Source organism: Pseudomonas fluorescens group sp. (assembly GCF_020093335.1).
Classification (GTDB): Bacteria; Pseudomonadota; Gammaproteobacteria; order Pseudomonadales; family Pseudomonadaceae; genus Aquipseudomonas; species Aquipseudomonas petroselini.
In genome coordinates this window covers 64,698-80,185 of the sequence record NZ_JAIOKW010000017.1, presented here as the reverse complement: position 1 = coordinate 80,185, position 15,488 = coordinate 64,698, and the positions used below count along the sequence as shown (strand labels likewise).

The window sequence follows — 15,488 nt, the reverse complement described above, 5'->3', positions numbered from 1 at the left end:
CGGTGCAATCACAATAATAAAGGGGCACACCACGTGACCACGCCAGACAAGGGCTTTGCCGAGATCACCCACCGCGAACTGGGCCTGCGGCGCCAGCTCACTTCCGGCCAGATGAGCATGATCGCCATCGGTGGCGCCATCGGCACCGGGCTGTTCATGGGCAGCGCCTACGCCATCGGTTATGCCGGGCCCAGTGTGCTGGTGAGCTACGCCATCGGCGCGTTGATCACGTTGCTGCTGATGGGGTGCCTGGCGGAGATGACGGTGGCCCATTCCACCTCGGGCTCCTTCGGCGCCTACGCCGAGTTCTACATCAGCCCGCTGGCCGGTTTCCTGGTGCGCTACGCCTACTGGGCGGCGATTGTGCTGGCGGTGGGCGCCGAGGTCACGGCGGTGGCGATGTACATGAAGTACTGGTTCGCCAACGTGCCGGAATGGGTGTGGATCGTGTCGTTTTCCAGCGTGCTGATCCTGCTCAACGCCATCAGCGTGAAGACCTTCGGTAACTTCGAATACTGGTTCTCGGCGATCAAGATCAGCGCCATCGTCGGCTTCATCCTCCTCGCCGTGTACGTGGTATTCGGTTCCGGCAACCCGGACTACGGCGTGCAGAACTACACAGCCCACGATGGTTTTTTCCCCCATGGCCTGAGCGGCATGTGGATCGCGGTGATCGTGTCTATCTTCAGCTACCTGAGTGTGGAGATGATCGCGGTGGCCGCCGGTGAAGCGGCGGACCCGGAACAGGCGGTGAAGAAAGCCTTCCGCGCCACCCTCGTGCGGCTGGTGGTGTTTTATCTGCTGACCCTGGCGCTGATGCTGGCCATCGTGCCGTGGAACCAAGCCGGGCAAACCCAGAGCCCGTTCGTCACAGTGATGCAGACCATTGGTATTCCCGGCGCCACCGGGGTGATGAATTTCGTGATCCTGATCGCGGCGCTGTCGGCGATGAACAGCCAGCTTTACATCACCACGCGCATGATGTTCAGCCTGTCCCGCGCCGGCTTTGCGCCCAAGTCCATGGGCGCCTTGAGCAAGAGCGGCATTCCGCTGAACGCGTTGCTGCTGTCCAGCTCGGGCATTGCCCTGGCGACCTTGCTGAACGTGGTGTACCCGGAAAGCTCGTTCACCCTGATGATGGCGATCTCGATGTTTGGCGCGATCTTTACCTGGTTCATGATCTTCCTCACGCACCTGTGCTTCCGCCGTTACCGCAGGCGCCATGGCGGGCCGAAGCTGTCGTTCCAACTGCGGCTGTTTCCCTACAGCACGCTGTTGGGCCTGGTGCTGATGGGCGCGGTGATGGTCACCACCTATTTCACCGAGGCGTTCAAGATGACCCTGGTGTTTGGCGTGCCGTTCCTGCTGATTCTGTCGGCGGTGTACTACGGGTTTTTCCGCAAGGGCAGGGCCAAGGCGTCGAACAAGGCTTTGGCGTAACCGGGCAGATGCTCAAACGCGCGCGCGCAGAGCAGTAGCCGGCGACAGGCCCAGTCCTCCGTGAGCGGCTGGGCCTTGAAGCAACGTTCTGAAAGCCAACGCTCCAGTGCCGCCTGGGGCACGATACCCAAGCCGGCGCCACGGGCGACCATGCGAATCACCCCATCAAACCCCTCGGCACGGATGCGTGTCTGCAAGCGGAAACCGGCGTGCAGCGCCTGTTCTTCCAGGTACACCGCCAGGGCGCTGTCAGCGGCCAGGCCGACGTAGTCGTGTTGAAGGCTGTCGATGAAGCTCACGTGATGCGTGGTGAGCGGATGGTCCAGCGGCATGATCAATACCAGCGGGTCATCGCGAAACGGCAGGGTTTGCAGGCCGTGGGTGTCGACGGCGTCGGAAATGATCCCGAGGTCTGCCGTGCCCTGGCGCAAGGCCTGGGTGATGCGCAGGCTCGGCAGTTCCTGCAGGTCGATATCGAGGTTGGGATGCTCGCGCAAAAAGTCCGCCAGCAGTTCGGGCAGGTATTCGCTGAGGGCGGTGGTGTTGCACAGCAGGCGCACCTGGCCTTTGACGCCGTTGGCGTATGCCGCCAGGTCCTGTTGCAGGTGCTCGGCCTGTTGCAGCAACAGCCGGGCGTGACGGGCGAGGGCTTTACCGGCGGGCGTGGGTGTGACGCCACGGCGGCCGCGTTGAAGAAACTCGATACCCAGCGACGCCTCCATTGCACGGATACGCGCACTGGCGGCGGCCAGGGACAAATGACTGCGGGCCGCCCCGGCGGTGATGTTGCCGGTGTCGACGACGTGCAGGTAAAGGCGCAGGTCTATCAGGTCAAAGTGCATGGGCACCAGCCTCAGGCAAAACGAGAGTCTGCCTCAGTATATGGCGCATTTTCCAACGCGCCTCAATGCTCGACAATCCGCCCATGAATACCTTCCTCGCGTTTTACCAACATATCGGCCCCGCCTTGACGCTGCTGGTGATCGGCACCTTCCTGCTGGCCGGTACCGTCAAAGGTGTGATCGGCCTCGGTCTGCCCACCGTCGCCATGGGCCTGCTCGGCCTGGCTATGCTCCCGGCGCAGGCAGCCGCATTGCTGATCATTCCCTCGACCGTCACCAACCTGTGGCAACTGGCATTCGGCGGTCACCTGAGCGCCTTGATCAAGCGCCTCTGGCCGATGCTGCTGCTGATCTTCCTCGGCACCGGGCTTGGCACGTTATGGCTGGGCATGGACGGGGGTGGCTGGGTCGTTCATGCGTTGGGCGGGGCGTTGCTGATGTATGCACTGAGCGGCTTGTTCCTGCCCTCGTTCAAGGTAGCGCCGCACACCGAACGCTGGCTGGGCCCGCTGTGCGGGGGGATCACCGGCATCATCACCTCGGCGACCGGTGTGTTTGTGATTCCTGCCGTGCCGTATCTGCAAGCCCTCGGCTTGAGCCGTGATCAGTTGGTGCAAGCGCTGGGGCTGTCATTCACCGTGTCGACGCTGGCACTCGCTGCCGGTCTGGCCTGGCGCGGCACTTTGGGCGGTGGAGAGCTGAACGCGTCATTGCTGGCGCTGGTGCCGGCACTGTTGGGCATGTGGCTGGGCCAAGTGGTGCGCCAGCGCATCAGTGCGCTGTTGTTCAAGCGCGTGTTCTTCATCGGCATGGCGTTGCTCGGCGGCCATCTGCTGATCAGTGGGGCGTGATGAAGCGCCCGGCGATCAAGGCTCATGTGGTGCGCTACGAGCAGCATCTGGCGCAGGTGTTCAATTTCTCGGTGTAAGCTGCTGTGAACCGATAACGAGGCGCGCCCGTGAAAGCCCGATCCGATGAGCTACAGATCTTCGTCAGCGTGATTGAATGCGGTTCGATTTCCGCTGCCGCAGAGCAGGTCGGGCAGACGCCATCGGCGGTCAGCCGCACCTTGTCGCGCCTGGAGGCCAAGCTCGACACCACGCTGATCAACCGCACGACGCGGCGCATGGACCTGACCGAGGAGGGCAAGTACTTCTTCGAACAGGCCAAGGTGATCCTGGTGCAGATGGAGGCGCTGGAAGAGCGCCTGTCGTCGCGCCAGAAGAAACCGGCGGGGCGCCTGCGCATCAATGCTGCCGTGCCGTTCATGCTGCATGGGATCGTGCCGTACATCGCCGAGTTTCGCAGCCTCTACCCGGAGATCCTGCTGGAGTTGAACAGCGATGACTTGATCATCGACCTGCTGGAACAGAGCACGGACATCGCCATTCGCATTGGCGCCCTGGCTGACTCCACCCTGCATGCGCGCGCGCTCGGTTCTACGCCGTTGCATATCCTCGCCAGCCCCGAGTACCTCAAGCAACACGGCACGCCAACCACGGTCGCCGAGTTGGCGGGCCACACGCTGCTGGGGTTCACCCAGACCGAAACCCTCAACCACTGGCCGCTGCGCCATGTGGAGGGCGACCGCTGGTTGATCCAGCCCCGCGTGGCGGCGTCCAGCGGCGAAACCGTGCGGCAATTGGCGCTGGAAGGGCAGGGCATCTGCTGCCTGTCTAACTTCATGACCGTCGACGATATTGACGCCGGTCGCCTGGTGCCGGTGCTGGAGGCGTTCAACAGCGGTTATCGCCAGCCGATCCACGCGGTGTTCTATCGCAACTCGCAGTTGGCGTTGCGCATCCAGTGTTTCCTCGACTTTATCCAGGCCAAACTGGCGCGGTATGCCTGCTGATTCGTGATCTGCACGCAAGAGTGAATTGGGCAGCAGGGGCTTATTCGTCAGGGATGAGCCCTTGATACTCAGCGCATCACTTACCCAGTCAGGAGCACTCTCCATGAACGTATTCGTTACCGGCGCCGCCGGTTTTATCGGTGGTTCCATCGCCACCGGCCTGGTCAAGGCTGGCCACACGGTAACCGGCCTGGTGCGCAGCGCTGAGCAAGCGGCTGAGATGACCGCCTTGGGCATCACCCCGGTGATCGGCACCCTTGACGACGACGCCGTGTTGACCGAACAAGCGCAGAAGGCTGACGCGGTGATCAATGCCGCGAGCAGCGACCATCGCGTCGCCGTGGAAACCCTGTTGGCGGCATTGCAGGGCTCGAACAAGCCGTTCCTGCACACCAGCGGTTCGAGCATTGTCGGTGATGCGTCGGGTGGCAAGTCCAGCGATGTCATCTACGTTGAAGACAATCTGCCGGAGCCGACCGTCGACAAGGCTGCCCGCGTGGCCATCGACAACCTGATCCTGGCGGCGGCCCAGGACGGCGTGAATTCAGCGGTGATTTGCAACACCCTGATCTACGGTCACAGCCTGGGCGTGAAGCGCGACAGCGTGCAATTGCCGCGTTTGCTCAAGCAGGCACGCAAAAGCGGCGTGGTGCGTCATGTGGGCAGCGGGCAGAACATCTGGTCCAACGTGCACATCGATGACGTGGTGGCGCTGTACCTGCTGGCACTGACCAAGAACGTGCCGGGCACCTTCTACTTCGTGGAAAGTGGCGAGGCGTCGTTTATCGACATGACCACCGCGATTGCCGAAGCCCTGAACCTGGGCAAACCGCAGGATTGGCCTTTGGCCGACGCTGAAGCCGAGTGGGGCTATGAAATGGCCAACTATGGCTTGGGCTCCAACAGCCGGGTGCGTGGCAAGCATGCCCGTGAGTTGCTGGGCTGGGTGCCCAAGCGTACGTCGGTCGTGGAGTGGATTCGCCACGAAATGGTGTGATGTTCACCTAGTCCGAGGTGTCGCCATCTGTGGCACGCCCCTCCCACATGTGTTGGCATTCCAAGCGTGGAACTCGGTCAACTGTGGGAGGGGGCTTGCCCCCGATGGGTTCGACGTGGTCTCCCTGACTAGCTCCCCTCGCCGCAATTCCGTACCATTCCCCGCCTTATCCCCCGCATTACCCTGGTACCTCATGAACCTCACCCGTCTGCGCGCCGATGCCCTGGCCGGCCTCACTACGTCTTTTGCGCTGCTGCCCGAATGCATCGCCTTCGCCCTTGTGGCTCACCTCAACCCGCTGATGGGGCTCTATGGCGCCTTTATCATCTGCACACTGACCGCGTTATTCGGCGGTCGCCCTGGCATGGTGTCCGGTGCGGCAGGCTCGATGGCGGTGGTGATCGTCGCGTTGGTGGTTCAGCACGGCGTGGAGTACCTGCTGGCCACGGTATTGCTGGGCGGGCTGATCATGGTCGCCTTCGGCCTGTTGCGCCTGGGCAAGCTGGTGCGCATGGTGCCGCATCCGGTGATGCTGGGTTTCGTCAACGGCCTGGCGATCATCATTGCCCTGGCGCAGTTGGAGCATTTCAAGAGCGGTGAACACTGGCTCACGGGCACGTCGCTGTACGTGATGACCGGCCTGGTGCTGGTGACCATGGCCATCGTCTACCTGCTGCCACGCATCACCCGCGCCGTGCCGCCCGCGCTGGTGGCGATCCTGGGCGTCGGCCTGGCGGTGTACCTGCTCGGCCTGCCGACCCGCACGTTGGGTGACATGGCCCACATCGCCGGCGGCCTGCCGACCTTCGCGCTACCGCAGATTCCGTGGAACCTGGAAACCCTGGGCATCATTGCCCCCTACGCGTTCCTGATGGCCATGGTCGGCCTGCTGGAAACCCTGCTGACCCTCAACCTCACCGATGAAATCACCGAGACCCGTGGCTACCCGGACCGTGAAAGCGTGGCGCTGGGCGCGGCTAACATGGTTTCGGGCGTATTCGGCGGCATGGGCGGTTGCGCGATGATCGGGCAAACCGTGATCAACCTCAGCTCCGGCGGGCGCGGGCGTTTCTCCGGGGTGTTTGCCGGGGTGATGATCCTGTTGTTCATTCTGTTCCTGTCGCCGTTGATCGAGCGGATCCCGCTGGCGGCGTTGGTGGGCGTGATGTTCGTGGTGTCCCAGCAGACCTTTGCCTGGGCGTCGCTGCGGGTGATCAACAAGGTGCCGCTCAATGACGTGCTGGTGATCATCGCGGTGACGGTGATCACCGTGTTCACCGACCTGGCCACGGCGGTGCTGTGCGGGATCGTGATTGCGGCGCTGAATTTCGCCTGGCAACAAGCGCGGGAGCTGTATGCGGATGAGCACCTGGAAGCCGATGGCAGCAAGCTCTATCGCCTGCATGGCACGTTGTTCTTTGCCTCGACAACGCCGTTTTTGAATCAGTTCGACCCGGCCAACGACCCGGACCAGGTGACGTTGGATTGCCGTCACCTGAGTTTTGTCGACTATTCAGCGATTGCCGCCTTGATGACCCTGCGTGAGCGTTACACCAAGGCGGGCAAGCACTTGCGGGTGCTGCATTTGTCCGAGCGCTGCAAGAAGTTGCTCAAGCGTGCCAAGGTTCACCACGACTGATAGAGCCGCTCCCGCATTACCGGGCTGGTCTGCTGAGCGCAGCGCTGCGAAGGTTTTTGGGGCCGCTGCGCAGCCCAGCGGGAGCAAGCTCCCTTGCCACGGGAGGTCGGCTTGTGCAGTTATGGCCCGACCAGGTCTTCCAGCTCTTGGGCGCGGGTTTGGGTCATGTCGAGCACGCAGCCGGAGCCGTTGACCTGGTCGAGGGTGCCGCCGGTAGCGGAGCCTGCGAAACCGCAATTGGCGTCACGGTATTTTATCCACAGGCGCTGCACGTCTTGCAGTTGCTGTTTGCGCGCGCCTTCCTGGGCGGCGAGGGCGGTCTTGTAGGCCCTGTTCAGGCGCGCATCCTGCACCTTGGTTTCCTTGGCGTTGCAACTGACCATGTCTGCGGTCGTGTTGGCGCTGTCCATGCATTTTTTCAAGGCGGCGTTGTCGGCGGCCGAGGCGTTGCCGCAGAGGGCGAGAAGCAGGGCGCTGGCGGCAAGGGCGGTGCGAATCATGGTCGGTGTTCCTGGGCATGAGTGGAGGCGCATTCTATGACTCGATGGCGCACGTTGAGTTTCCGGCATCGTCTGATCTTCATGTAAGAACACCCCTCGAATTTTCATACACGGTTGTCGGGCATATCCCAGCGCGACACCGCTTGTCCGTGGGCGAAAATTACTTTCATAAAAATTGAAAACACTCCTCGGTAATGATTTATGAGTTTCACAATCAATTCGACGTGACCCTTTCCGAGGAGTACCGCATGGCCGCATCACCGGGCTTCGGGCTATTGGCATACGCTGCCATCGCCATCATTGCTTTGATCGTGCTGATTGCACGTTACCGGCTCAATCCGTTTATCGTCATCACCCTGGTGTCCATCGGCCTGGCGCTGATGGCCGGGATGCCGGCGGACACCATTATGGGCTCTTACGAAGCGGGCGTCGGCAAGACCCTGGGGCATATCGCCCTGGTCGTGGCGCTGGGCACCATGCTTGGCAAGATGATGGCCGAGTCCGGCGGTGCCGAGCAGGTGGCGCGTACGTTGATCAACCGGTTTGGCGAGCGCAATGCGCACTGGGCCATGGTGTGCATCGCCTTCCTGGTGGGATTGCCGCTGTTTTTCGAGGTGGGTTTTGTGCTGCTGGTGCCGATCGCCTTTACCGTGGCGCGGCGTGTGGGCGTATCGATCCTGATGGTCGGTTTGCCGATGGTCGCCGGCCTGTCGGTGGTGCATGCGCTGGTGCCGCCGCACCCGGCCGCGATGATGGCGGTGCTGGCATATAACGCATCGGTGGGGCAGACCGTGCTGTATGCGATCCTCATTGGTATCCCCACGGCAATCATCGCCGGCCCGCTCTACGCCAAATTCATTGTGCCGCGCATTCACCTGCCGGCGGAAAATCCGCTGGAACGCCAGTTCATCGACCGAGAACCGCGTACACGCTTGCCAAGCTTTACGCTGACCATGGGCACCATTCTGTTGCCGGTGGTGCTGATGATGATCGGCGGCTGGGCCAACGTGATTTCCACGCCGGGCACCGGTTTCAACCAGTTCCTGCTGTTTATCGGCAACTCGGTGATTGCGCTGCTGGTGGCGACCTTGGTGAGCTTCTGGACCTTGGGTATTGCGCAGGGTTTCAACCGCGAGTCGATCCTCACGTTCACCAATGAATGCCTCGCGCCGACCGCGAGCATCACCTTGCTGGTGGGGGCGGGGGGCGGCTTGAACCGGATCCTGGTGGACGCCGGAGTGACTAACGAAATTCTTGGTCTGGCCCACGCGTTCCACTTGTCGCCGCTGGTGATGGGGTGGCTGTTTGCCGCGTTGATGCGGATCGCCACGGGCTCGGCCACCGTTGCCATGACCACCGCGTCCGGTGTTGTAGCACCGGTCGCCATGGGCCTGGGTTATCCACACCCCGAATTGCTGGTGTTGGCCACCGGTGCGGGCTCGGTGATCTTTTCCCACGTGAACGACGGCGGCTTCTGGCTGATCAAGGAATACTTCAATATGACGGTGATCCAGACCTTCAAGACCTGGACTGTGCTGGAGACGTTGATTTCTGTGGTGGCATTCGGTCTCACCTACGGCCTGTCTCTTGTTTTATGAGCCTCATTTTGTAACCCGGAGACCCCATGGACATCCTCTACCAGATCCGCGCCCGTCAGGATTCCTTCAGCGCCGGCGAAGGGCGTATCGCCAAGCTGATGCTCGATGATGTGGGCTTTGCCGCGTCGGCCAGCCTGGAGGCATTGTCCCAACGGGCCGAGGTCAGCACGGCCACCTTGTCGCGGTTCGCGCGCAGTGTGGGGTGTAGGGACTTGCGTGACTTGCGCCTGCAATTGGCGCAGGCCAGTGGGGTCGGCAGTCGCTTCCTCGACCCTGCGGGGTTACCGGAGCAATCGGCGTTTCATCGGCAGATCCTGGGGGATATCGAGGCGACGTTGCGGCAGCACTTGTCGGGGTTCAACCAGGCGAGCTTTGTTGATGCGGTCAACCTGCTGGGCAAGGCGCGCATGATCCATGCGTTCGGTATGGGCGGCCCGTCGAGCCTGTGCAGCGATGAGTTGCAGGTACGGCTGGTGCGTCTGGGCTATCCGATTGCCGCTTGTCATGACCCCGTGATGATGCGTGTCACGGCCGCGACCCTGGGGCCGGAGCATGCGCTGATCGTGTGCTCCTTGACCGGCCTCACCCCCGAACTGCTGGACGTGGTGGAACTGGCGCGCAACTACGACGCGCGCATCGTCGCTATCACCCTTGCGGATTCACCCTTGGCGCAACTGACAGATGTGCTGCTGCCGCTGCAACCGGCCGAAACCAGCTTTATCTACAAACCCACGGCAGCGCGCTACGGCATGCTGCTGGCCATCGACCTGCTCGCTACCGAGCTGGCCTTGGCCCTGCCGGACGACAACCAGGAGCGCCTGCGCCGGATCAAGCTGGCCCTGGACGATTATCGCGGCGGCCCTGACAGCCTGCCGCTTGGAGACTGAAATGAAGTACGACACGTTGATACGCCAGGCGCTGATCATTGATGGCAGCAACACGCCCGGCTATGTCGCTGATGTGGGCCTGCGCGACGGGCGCATCGAGGCGATTGGCGATTTGTCGACGGCCATGGCCGAGCATGAAATTGATGCCGCCGGCCGCGTGTTGGCGCCGGGTTTCATTGACGTGCACACCCACGACGACACGGTGGTGATCCGCCACCCGCAGATGTTGCCCAAGCTCAGCCAGGGCGTGACCACGGTGATTGTCGGCAACTGCGGCATCAGCGCGTCGCCTGTGAGCTTGCGCAGCGATCCGCCGGACCCGATGAACCTGTTGGGCACGCGTGAGGCGTTTGTTTACCCGCGTTTTGCCGATTACCGGGCTGCAGTAGAAAGTGCACATCCTGCGGTGAACGTCGCGGCGTTGATCGGCCATACCGCGTTGCGCAGCAACCACATGGACGACCTGCACCGCACCGCCTCGGCGGATGAAATCGCCGCCATGCGCGTGCAGTTGCAAGAGAGCCTCGAAGCCGGCGCCCTCGGTTTATCCACAGGCCTGGCCTACGCCAGTGCATTCAATGCCGAGACCGACGAAGTGCTGCAACTGAGTGAGGCCCTCACCGCGTTCGGTGCGGTGTACACCACCCATTTGCGCAGTGAATTCGAACCGGTGCTGGAGGCGATGGACGAGGCGTTTCTGGTCGGCCGACATGCCAAGGTGCCGGTGATCATTTCCCACCTCAAATGTGCCGGTGCCGGTAATTGGGGGCGTAGTCCGCAGCTGTTGGCGTCGCTGGAGCGGGCGGCGAAAACCCATCCGGTGGGCTGTGATTGCTACCCCTATGCCGCGAGTTCTTCGACCCTGGACCTCAAGCAAGTGACGGACGCGTTTCGTATCACCATTACCTGGTCGACGCCGTGCCCGGCAATGGGCGGGCGCGATTTGCAGGAGATTGCCGCTGAGTGGGACGTTTCGTTGATGGACGCCGCACGCCGGCTACAACCGGCAGGGGCGGTGTATTACGGGATGGACGAGGCGGATGTGCGGCGGATCCTGGCGCATCCGTTATCGATGGTGGGGTCGGATGGTTTGCCTGAGGATCCGTTCCCGCATCCGCGTTTGTGGGGCGCGTTTCCACGGGTGCTGGGGCATTTCAGCCGCGATGTGGGGTTGTTCCCGTTGCACACCGCTGTGCACAAGATGACCGGCTTGTCCGCGGCGCGTTTTGGCTTGGCTGATCGGGGTGAAGTCCGCGAGGGACACTGGGCTGACCTGGTGTTGTTCGACCCGTTGCGCGTGCGTGATGTGGCGGACTTCAAGGAACCGCAGCGCGCGGCCGAGGGCATCGATGGGGTATGGGTCAACGGCGTGTTGAGCTACAGCGACGGGCAGGCGAATGGCCAGCGGCCGGGTCGTTTCCTGGCACGCAGTGGGGATTTGCGTCGTGGGTTTTCGTCTCTATAGTGGGCGTTCTCATACACGGAGCGGTCACCATGCACTTAGGAAAAGTCACCCCCATTCTGCGAATTTTCGACGAGGCCAAGGCCTTGGAGTTCTACGTCGACTTCCTGGGGTTCAAAGTGGATTGGCAGCATCGTTTCGAGGCGAATTTCCCGCTGTATTTACAGGTGTCGCTGGGCGAATGTGTGCTGCATTTGACTGAGCACCATGGCGATGCCTCGCCGGGTGCGGCGGTGCGGATTCAAGCGCAAGGCGTGGATGCCTATCAGCAGCAGTTGGCGGGCAAGGACTATCGGTATGCCAAGCCCGGGGTTGAGGAAACGCCTTGGGGATCGCGGGAGATGAGCATCAAGGATCCATTTGGAAATCGGGTGGTGTTTGTCGAGGAAGGCGAGGGCTGAAGGGCAAATCGCAGGCAATAAAAAACCGCCTGGGTAGGGCGGTTTTTTTGCAATCCCCGTGAGTGGCTGGGGTTGTTTGCCTGTGGCGAGGGAGCAAGCTCCCTTGCCACAGGGATTGCGGTTTTACACCCGGAAATGACTGACCATCTGCTGCAGTTGGCTACCCAACCGCGCCAGTTCCACACTCGACTTGGCCGTCTCATCGCTCGCCGTAGCAGTCTGCTCCGACACATCACGCACATTCACAATGCTGCGGCTGATCTCTTCCGCCACGGCGCTTTGCTGTTCTGCGGCGGCGGCAATCTGCTGGTTCATCGACTGGATGTTCGACACCGTACGGGTGATGTTCTCCAGCGATACACCGGCCTTGCGCGTCAGCTCAACGCTGCTGTCGGTGAGGCTGCGGCTGTTGTTCATCACGTTGGCCACTTGCTGGGTGCCGTTCTGCAAGCCGGCGACCAGGCCTTCGATTTCCTCGGTGGATTTTTGCGTGCGCTGGGCCAGGCCGCGCACTTCGTCAGCCACCACAGCAAACCCACGGCCGGCTTCACCGGCACGCGCCGCTTCAATCGCCGCGTTGAGGGCCAGCAGGTTGGTCTGTTCGGCCACAGCCTTGATCACGTCCATCACGCTGCCGATCTTGTTGCTCTCTTGTTGCAGGTGGGTCATGGCGTCGGTGGAACGGGCCACTTCCGCGGCCAGGCGCTCGATCTGAGCGATGGCTTCAGCGACCACTTTGTCGCCTGCGCGGGCTTGACCATCGGCATCTGCGGCGGCCAGGGACGCCTGTTCGGCGTTACGCGCGACTTCCTGCACAGTGGCCGTCATTTCGTGCATCGCGGTGGCGACCTGATCGGTCTCGATCTTCTGGCTGTTCACGCCGGCGCTGGTTTGCTCGGTCACCGCCGACAACTCTTCAGCGGCGCTGGCAATCTGCGTCACGCCGTCGCGAATACCGCTGATCAATTCGCGCAGGGTAGTGCCCATGCGCTGGATGCCTTGTTGCAGCACGCCCAGTTCATCACGGCGCGTGACCTGGATGTTGTGGCTCAAGTCGCCGGAGGCAATGCGTTCTACCACGGCCAGGGTTTCCTGGATCGGTCGGGTGATCTGGCGGGTGATGACCCATGCGGCGATGACGCCAACCAGCAGCGCCAGCAAGGTGCTGATCAATTGCAGGCTACGGGCCTGGGCGCTTTCGGCATCGCGGCGGTTCAGTTGAATTTCGTACAGCTTGTCGCTGATGGTGACGATGTCGGCACCCTGTGTGGTCATCTCGGCACGGGCGGTGACGATGTTGGCGTTGGCTGCCTTGTAGTTCTGCACGGCCGTGCGGTAGGCGCCAAGGGCGGTTTCAAGCGCAGTCAAAGCGCTTTGCTCGCTCGCACCGAATACGGCGCTGAGACCTTTCAAGCCACTGATAGCTTTTTCAATTTGTGCGGCGGCACGGGCTTCGGTGTCCGGGCTGACGTTGGCGATGTAGCCACGCACTTCATAGCGGGCCAACATGAACTCTTCTTTGGCTCGCGTCACGGCCTGGAATTGGCTGAAACGCTCCGGGCTTTCGGGCATCTGCTGCACTTTGGTGTCCAACGCTTCGATCTGTGCGTTGGCGATATCGGCCTTGTCGCCCATCACCTGGCGAGAAGCATTGCCGTTACGGTAGGCCTCACGCATTTTGTTCAGGGACTGTTGATAGGCGGTGATGACGCCTTTCTGCTCGTTGAGCAGCTTGAGGTTTTCCGGGCTCTTGAAGCTGTCCAGGAGTTTTTGTTGCTGGGCCGCGAAAGCATCCAGGCTGGTCTGTACATTCTGGGCCACGGCTTCGTCGCCGTTGGCGAGCATGTATTGCAGGCGCACGATTCGCAGTTTGGTCAACGATGCGTTGAGCTGGGTGATATCGCTCATCCAGTTACTGCGGTCGATCAGGCCGCCGAGGCTGGTCCAGCCGGTGAGGGCCAGGATCGAGGTGAGGACCAGCACCAGGCCGAAGCCCAGGCCGAGTTTGAGGTTGACGCTGATGTTGCCGAACCAGCTGTTCATTGAATGCTCCGCAGGAAAAAATGGGGGTGTGCTGGACGGTTATTGATTTTGGAGCCAGCTGCTGTGTAGGGCTGTATCGGCGACAAGAGATGAATCTGAAATGCTATTTCGTCGCAGAGCGACGAAGGGGTGCCAGCGCAGTGGCTGACGGGGGAGGGGGCTGATCATGGGCGGGTCTTGTGTGCTAGTCTGCGGGCCCTTTTAGTTCTGGATGGCGCGGGAAACCGTGCTGTCCTACAGCGGAGCCTCTTCATGTCCGAAGTTAATCTGTCCACCGACGAAACCCGCGTCAGCTACGGTATCGGCCGTCAGTTGGGCGACCAACTGCGCGACAACCCACCACCGGGCGTCAGCCTGGACGCGATCCTGGCTGGCCTGACCGACGCATTCGCCGGCAAGCCAAGCCGTGTCGACCAGGAACAAATGGCCGCCAGCTTCAAGGTGATCCGCGAAATCATGCAAGCCGAAGCGGCCGCCAAGGCTGAAGCGGCGGCTGGCGCTGGCCTGGCATTCCTGGCTGAAAACGCCAAGCGTGATGGCATCACCACCCTGGCTTCCGGCCTGCAATTTGAAGTGCTGACGGCCGGTGACGGCGCCAAGCCGACCCGTGAAGACCAAGTGCGTACTCACTACCACGGCACGCTGATCGATGGCACTGTGTTCGACAGCTCCTACGATCGCGGCCAGCCTGCAGAATTCCCGGTGGGCGGCGTGATCGCCGGCTGGACCGAAGCCCTGCAACTGATGAATGCCGGCAGCAAATGGCGCCTGTACGTGCCGAGCGAACTGGCTTACGGCGCTCAAGGCGTTGGCAGCATCCCGCCGCACAGCGTTCTGGTGTTTGACGTCGAGCTGCTCGACGTTCTGTAAGACCTGCTGATTTCTGTGGGTGTTGGGCTTGTGTGGGAGCGGGTTTGTTGTGGCGAGGGCGCATGCTCCCGCTCGGCTGCGCAGCAGTCGTCGGCAGTTAGGGGCGCTTCGCACCCCAGCGCAAGCAAGCGTGCTCGCCACAACAAGCCCGCTCCCACATAAGGTCCGTACTCACAGAATGTGCGTGGTGGTTCATGGATGGAACTTGCCATTCAGCTCCGTCGCCGGGCGCAACGCTCGGGCATAGCAGAACAGAAACAGATTACGCACCACCTCCTTCAGCACCCCAGGTTCACTCGAGCTCAGCCCGTTGACGTCCAGGTCGCCCTGGTCCTGCAGTTCATTCAGCGCTTCTTCTTCCAGTACCGCACAGACTTCACCGGTTTCCCGATGCAGGATCCGCAGGTAAGGGTGTGGGCGGTCCAGCCAGGCATCTATCAAATAAGTCATGGTCGTTCTCCTTGATGAGTTCAATGAGAATAATTCTTATTCGTAGAATAGCAAGTGCCTATTGGCGATTTGTGTTTTTTTCTGTGTGGATATTGCGTTCGATCAACGGGGAGGGCGAAACGCCATCCCGCGGCGGGCGCGGGATGGAAGCAACAGGTTCAGACTTTACGCACGAACTCGGACTTGAGCTTCATCGGGCCGATACCGTCGATCTTGCAATCGATATCGTGGTCGCCGTCGCACAGGCGGATGTTCTTGACCTTGGTGCCGACCTTGACCACCAGGGAGGTGCCCTTGACCTTGAGGTCCTTGATCACGGTGATGGTGTCGCCGTCCTGCAGGACATTGCCCACAGAGTCTTTCTTCACGGTTTCGTCGCTGGCCGTGTCGGCCTCGCCGCTGGCGGACCACTCATGGGCGCATTCCGGGCAGATCAGCTGGGCGCCGTCTTCGTAGGTGTATTCGGAATTGCATTTCGGGCAGGGTGGCAACGTGCTCACTACA

The 15,488-nt window shown here is 61.7% G+C and carries 15 protein-coding genes and 2 pseudogenes; 11 read left to right on the top strand and 6 right to left on the bottom strand.

The window, feature by feature from the left end; all coding sequences use genetic code 11:
• The first annotated feature begins 33 nt into the window (after nt 1-33).
• A complete protein-coding gene (locus K7431_RS18625) occupies nt 34-1,440 on the top strand; it encodes an amino acid permease (protein WP_015885858.1) in 1,407 nt (468 codons plus the stop codon).
• Here K7431_RS18625 and K7431_RS18620 read toward each other — a convergent pair.
• Nucleotides 1,386-2,282 carry a LysR substrate-binding domain-containing protein gene (locus K7431_RS18620; protein ID WP_015885857.1) on the bottom strand — a complete coding sequence of 299 codons (897 nt, stop codon included), beginning with the start codon at nt 2,280-2,282 and terminating at the stop codon, nt 1,386-1,388. The genes K7431_RS18625 and K7431_RS18620 overlap by 55 nt on opposite strands.
• 83 nt (nt 2,283-2,365) lie before the next feature.
• Between K7431_RS18620 and K7431_RS18615 the strand changes: the two genes are divergently transcribed.
• From K7431_RS18615 to K7431_RS18595, 5 genes and pseudogenes are all read left to right on the top strand, one after another.
• Nucleotides 2,366-3,133 (top strand): sulfite exporter TauE/SafE family protein, encoded by a 768-nt coding sequence (locus K7431_RS18615; protein WP_043206329.1) that lies wholly within the window; start codon nt 2,366-2,368, stop codon nt 3,131-3,133.
• Nucleotides 3,130-3,210, top strand: a pseudogene (locus K7431_RS18610) (NADPH quinone reductase MdaB); the annotation flags it as partial. The gene K7431_RS18615 and the pseudogene K7431_RS18610, both read left to right, overlap by 4 nt.
• 30 nt (nt 3,211-3,240) lie before the next feature.
• Entirely contained in the window at nt 3,241-4,137 is an 897-nt protein-coding gene (locus K7431_RS18605) for a LysR family transcriptional regulator (RefSeq protein ID WP_015885855.1), read from the top strand.
• A gap of 103 nt (nt 4,138-4,240) precedes the next feature.
• Nucleotides 4,241-5,134, top strand: a complete 894-nt coding sequence (locus K7431_RS18600; protein ID WP_043205888.1) for an NAD-dependent epimerase/dehydratase family protein — start codon at nt 4,241-4,243, stop codon at nt 5,132-5,134.
• A gap of 193 nt (nt 5,135-5,327) precedes the next feature.
• Nucleotides 5,328-6,773, top strand: a complete 1,446-nt coding sequence (locus K7431_RS18595) for a SulP family inorganic anion transporter (RefSeq protein WP_015885853.1) — start codon at nt 5,328-5,330, stop codon at nt 6,771-6,773.
• 119 nt (nt 6,774-6,892) lie between these two features.
• On the opposite strand, the gene K7431_RS18590 is transcribed toward K7431_RS18595, so the two are convergent.
• Complete coding sequence (locus tag K7431_RS18590) at nt 6,893-7,273, bottom strand: lysozyme inhibitor LprI family protein (protein ID WP_015885852.1); 381 nt, start codon at nt 7,271-7,273, stop codon at nt 6,893-6,895.
• A 248-nt stretch (nt 7,274-7,521) separates the two neighbouring features.
• Between K7431_RS18590 and K7431_RS18585 the strand changes: the two genes are divergently transcribed.
• The 4 genes from K7431_RS18585 to K7431_RS18570 are packed head-to-tail and all read left to right on the top strand — an operon-like array spanning nt 7,522 to nt 11,621.
• Nucleotides 7,522-8,871, top strand: coding sequence for a GntT/GntP/DsdX family permease (locus K7431_RS18585; RefSeq protein WP_015885851.1), 1,350 nt, complete (start codon nt 7,522-7,524; stop codon nt 8,869-8,871).
• Nucleotides 8,872-8,897: 26 nt separating this feature from the next.
• Complete coding sequence (locus K7431_RS18580) at nt 8,898-9,758, top strand: MurR/RpiR family transcriptional regulator (RefSeq protein WP_015885850.1); 861 nt, start codon at nt 8,898-8,900, stop codon at nt 9,756-9,758.
• A gap of 1 nt (nt 9,759) precedes the next feature.
• Nucleotides 9,760-11,223, top strand: a complete 1,464-nt coding sequence (locus K7431_RS18575) for an N-acyl-D-amino-acid deacylase family protein (protein ID WP_015885849.1) — start codon at nt 9,760-9,762, stop codon at nt 11,221-11,223.
• 29 nt (nt 11,224-11,252) lie between these two features.
• Complete coding sequence (locus tag K7431_RS18570) at nt 11,253-11,621, top strand: glyoxalase superfamily protein (RefSeq protein ID WP_010206499.1); 369 nt, start codon at nt 11,253-11,255, stop codon at nt 11,619-11,621.
• 123 nt (nt 11,622-11,744) lie between these two features.
• Here the strand turns inward: K7431_RS18570 and K7431_RS31200 are convergent, their stop codons facing one another.
• On the bottom strand, nt 11,745-12,449 hold the full coding sequence (locus K7431_RS31200) for a methyl-accepting chemotaxis protein (protein ID WP_371318427.1): 705 nt from the start codon (nt 12,447-12,449) through the stop codon (nt 11,745-11,747).
• 198 nt (nt 12,450-12,647) lie between these two features.
• Nucleotides 12,648-13,529 (bottom strand): annotated as a pseudogene (locus K7431_RS31195) (methyl-accepting chemotaxis protein); the annotation flags it as partial.
• A 387-nt stretch (nt 13,530-13,916) separates the two neighbouring features.
• Here K7431_RS31195 and K7431_RS18560 point away from each other — a divergent pair.
• Complete coding sequence (locus K7431_RS18560) at nt 13,917-14,534, top strand: FKBP-type peptidyl-prolyl cis-trans isomerase (protein ID WP_015885846.1); 618 nt, start codon at nt 13,917-13,919, stop codon at nt 14,532-14,534.
• A gap of 192 nt (nt 14,535-14,726) precedes the next feature.
• On the opposite strand, the gene K7431_RS18555 is transcribed toward K7431_RS18560, so the two are convergent.
• Both K7431_RS18555 and K7431_RS18550 read right to left on the bottom strand, forming a co-directional pair.
• Nucleotides 14,727-14,984: a PA4570 family protein gene (locus K7431_RS18555; protein WP_003194088.1), complete on the bottom strand. Its 258-nt coding sequence runs from the start codon at nt 14,982-14,984 to the stop codon at nt 14,727-14,729.
• Between the two features lie 158 nt (nt 14,985-15,142).
• Complete coding sequence (locus K7431_RS18550) at nt 15,143-15,484, bottom strand: zinc ribbon domain-containing protein YjdM (RefSeq protein ID WP_015885845.1); 342 nt, start codon at nt 15,482-15,484, stop codon at nt 15,143-15,145.
• Nucleotides 15,485-15,488: the final 4 nt, after the last annotated feature.

Coding starts and splice junctions, on each gene's coding strand:
- K7431_RS18580 (WP_015885850.1), top strand. CDS start 8,898: ATGGACATCCTCTACCAGATCCGCGCCCGTCAGGATTCCTTCAGCGCC.
- K7431_RS18575 (WP_015885849.1), top strand. CDS start 9,760: ATGAAGTACGACACGTTGATACGCCAGGCGCTGATCATTGATGGCAGC.
- K7431_RS18570 (WP_010206499.1), top strand. CDS start 11,253: ATGCACTTAGGAAAAGTCACCCCCATTCTGCGAATTTTCGACGAGGCC.
- K7431_RS18595 (WP_015885853.1), top strand. CDS start 5,328: ATGAACCTCACCCGTCTGCGCGCCGATGCCCTGGCCGGCCTCACTACG.
- K7431_RS18585 (WP_015885851.1), top strand. CDS start 7,522: ATGGCCGCATCACCGGGCTTCGGGCTATTGGCATACGCTGCCATCGCC.
- K7431_RS18615 (WP_043206329.1), top strand. CDS start 2,366: ATGAATACCTTCCTCGCGTTTTACCAACATATCGGCCCCGCCTTGACG.
- K7431_RS18600 (WP_043205888.1), top strand. CDS start 4,241: ATGAACGTATTCGTTACCGGCGCCGCCGGTTTTATCGGTGGTTCCATC.
- K7431_RS18590 (WP_015885852.1), bottom strand. CDS start 7,273: ATGATTCGCACCGCCCTTGCCGCCAGCGCCCTGCTTCTCGCCCTCTGC.
- K7431_RS18555 (WP_003194088.1), bottom strand. CDS start 14,984: ATGACTTATTTGATAGATGCCTGGCTGGACCGCCCACACCCTTACCTG.
- K7431_RS18620 (WP_015885857.1), bottom strand. CDS start 2,282: ATGCACTTTGACCTGATAGACCTGCGCCTTTACCTGCACGTCGTCGAC.
- K7431_RS18560 (WP_015885846.1), top strand. CDS start 13,917: ATGTCCGAAGTTAATCTGTCCACCGACGAAACCCGCGTCAGCTACGGT.
- K7431_RS31200 (WP_371318427.1), bottom strand. CDS start 12,449: ATGACGGCCACTGTGCAGGAAGTCGCGCGTAACGCCGAACAGGCGTCC.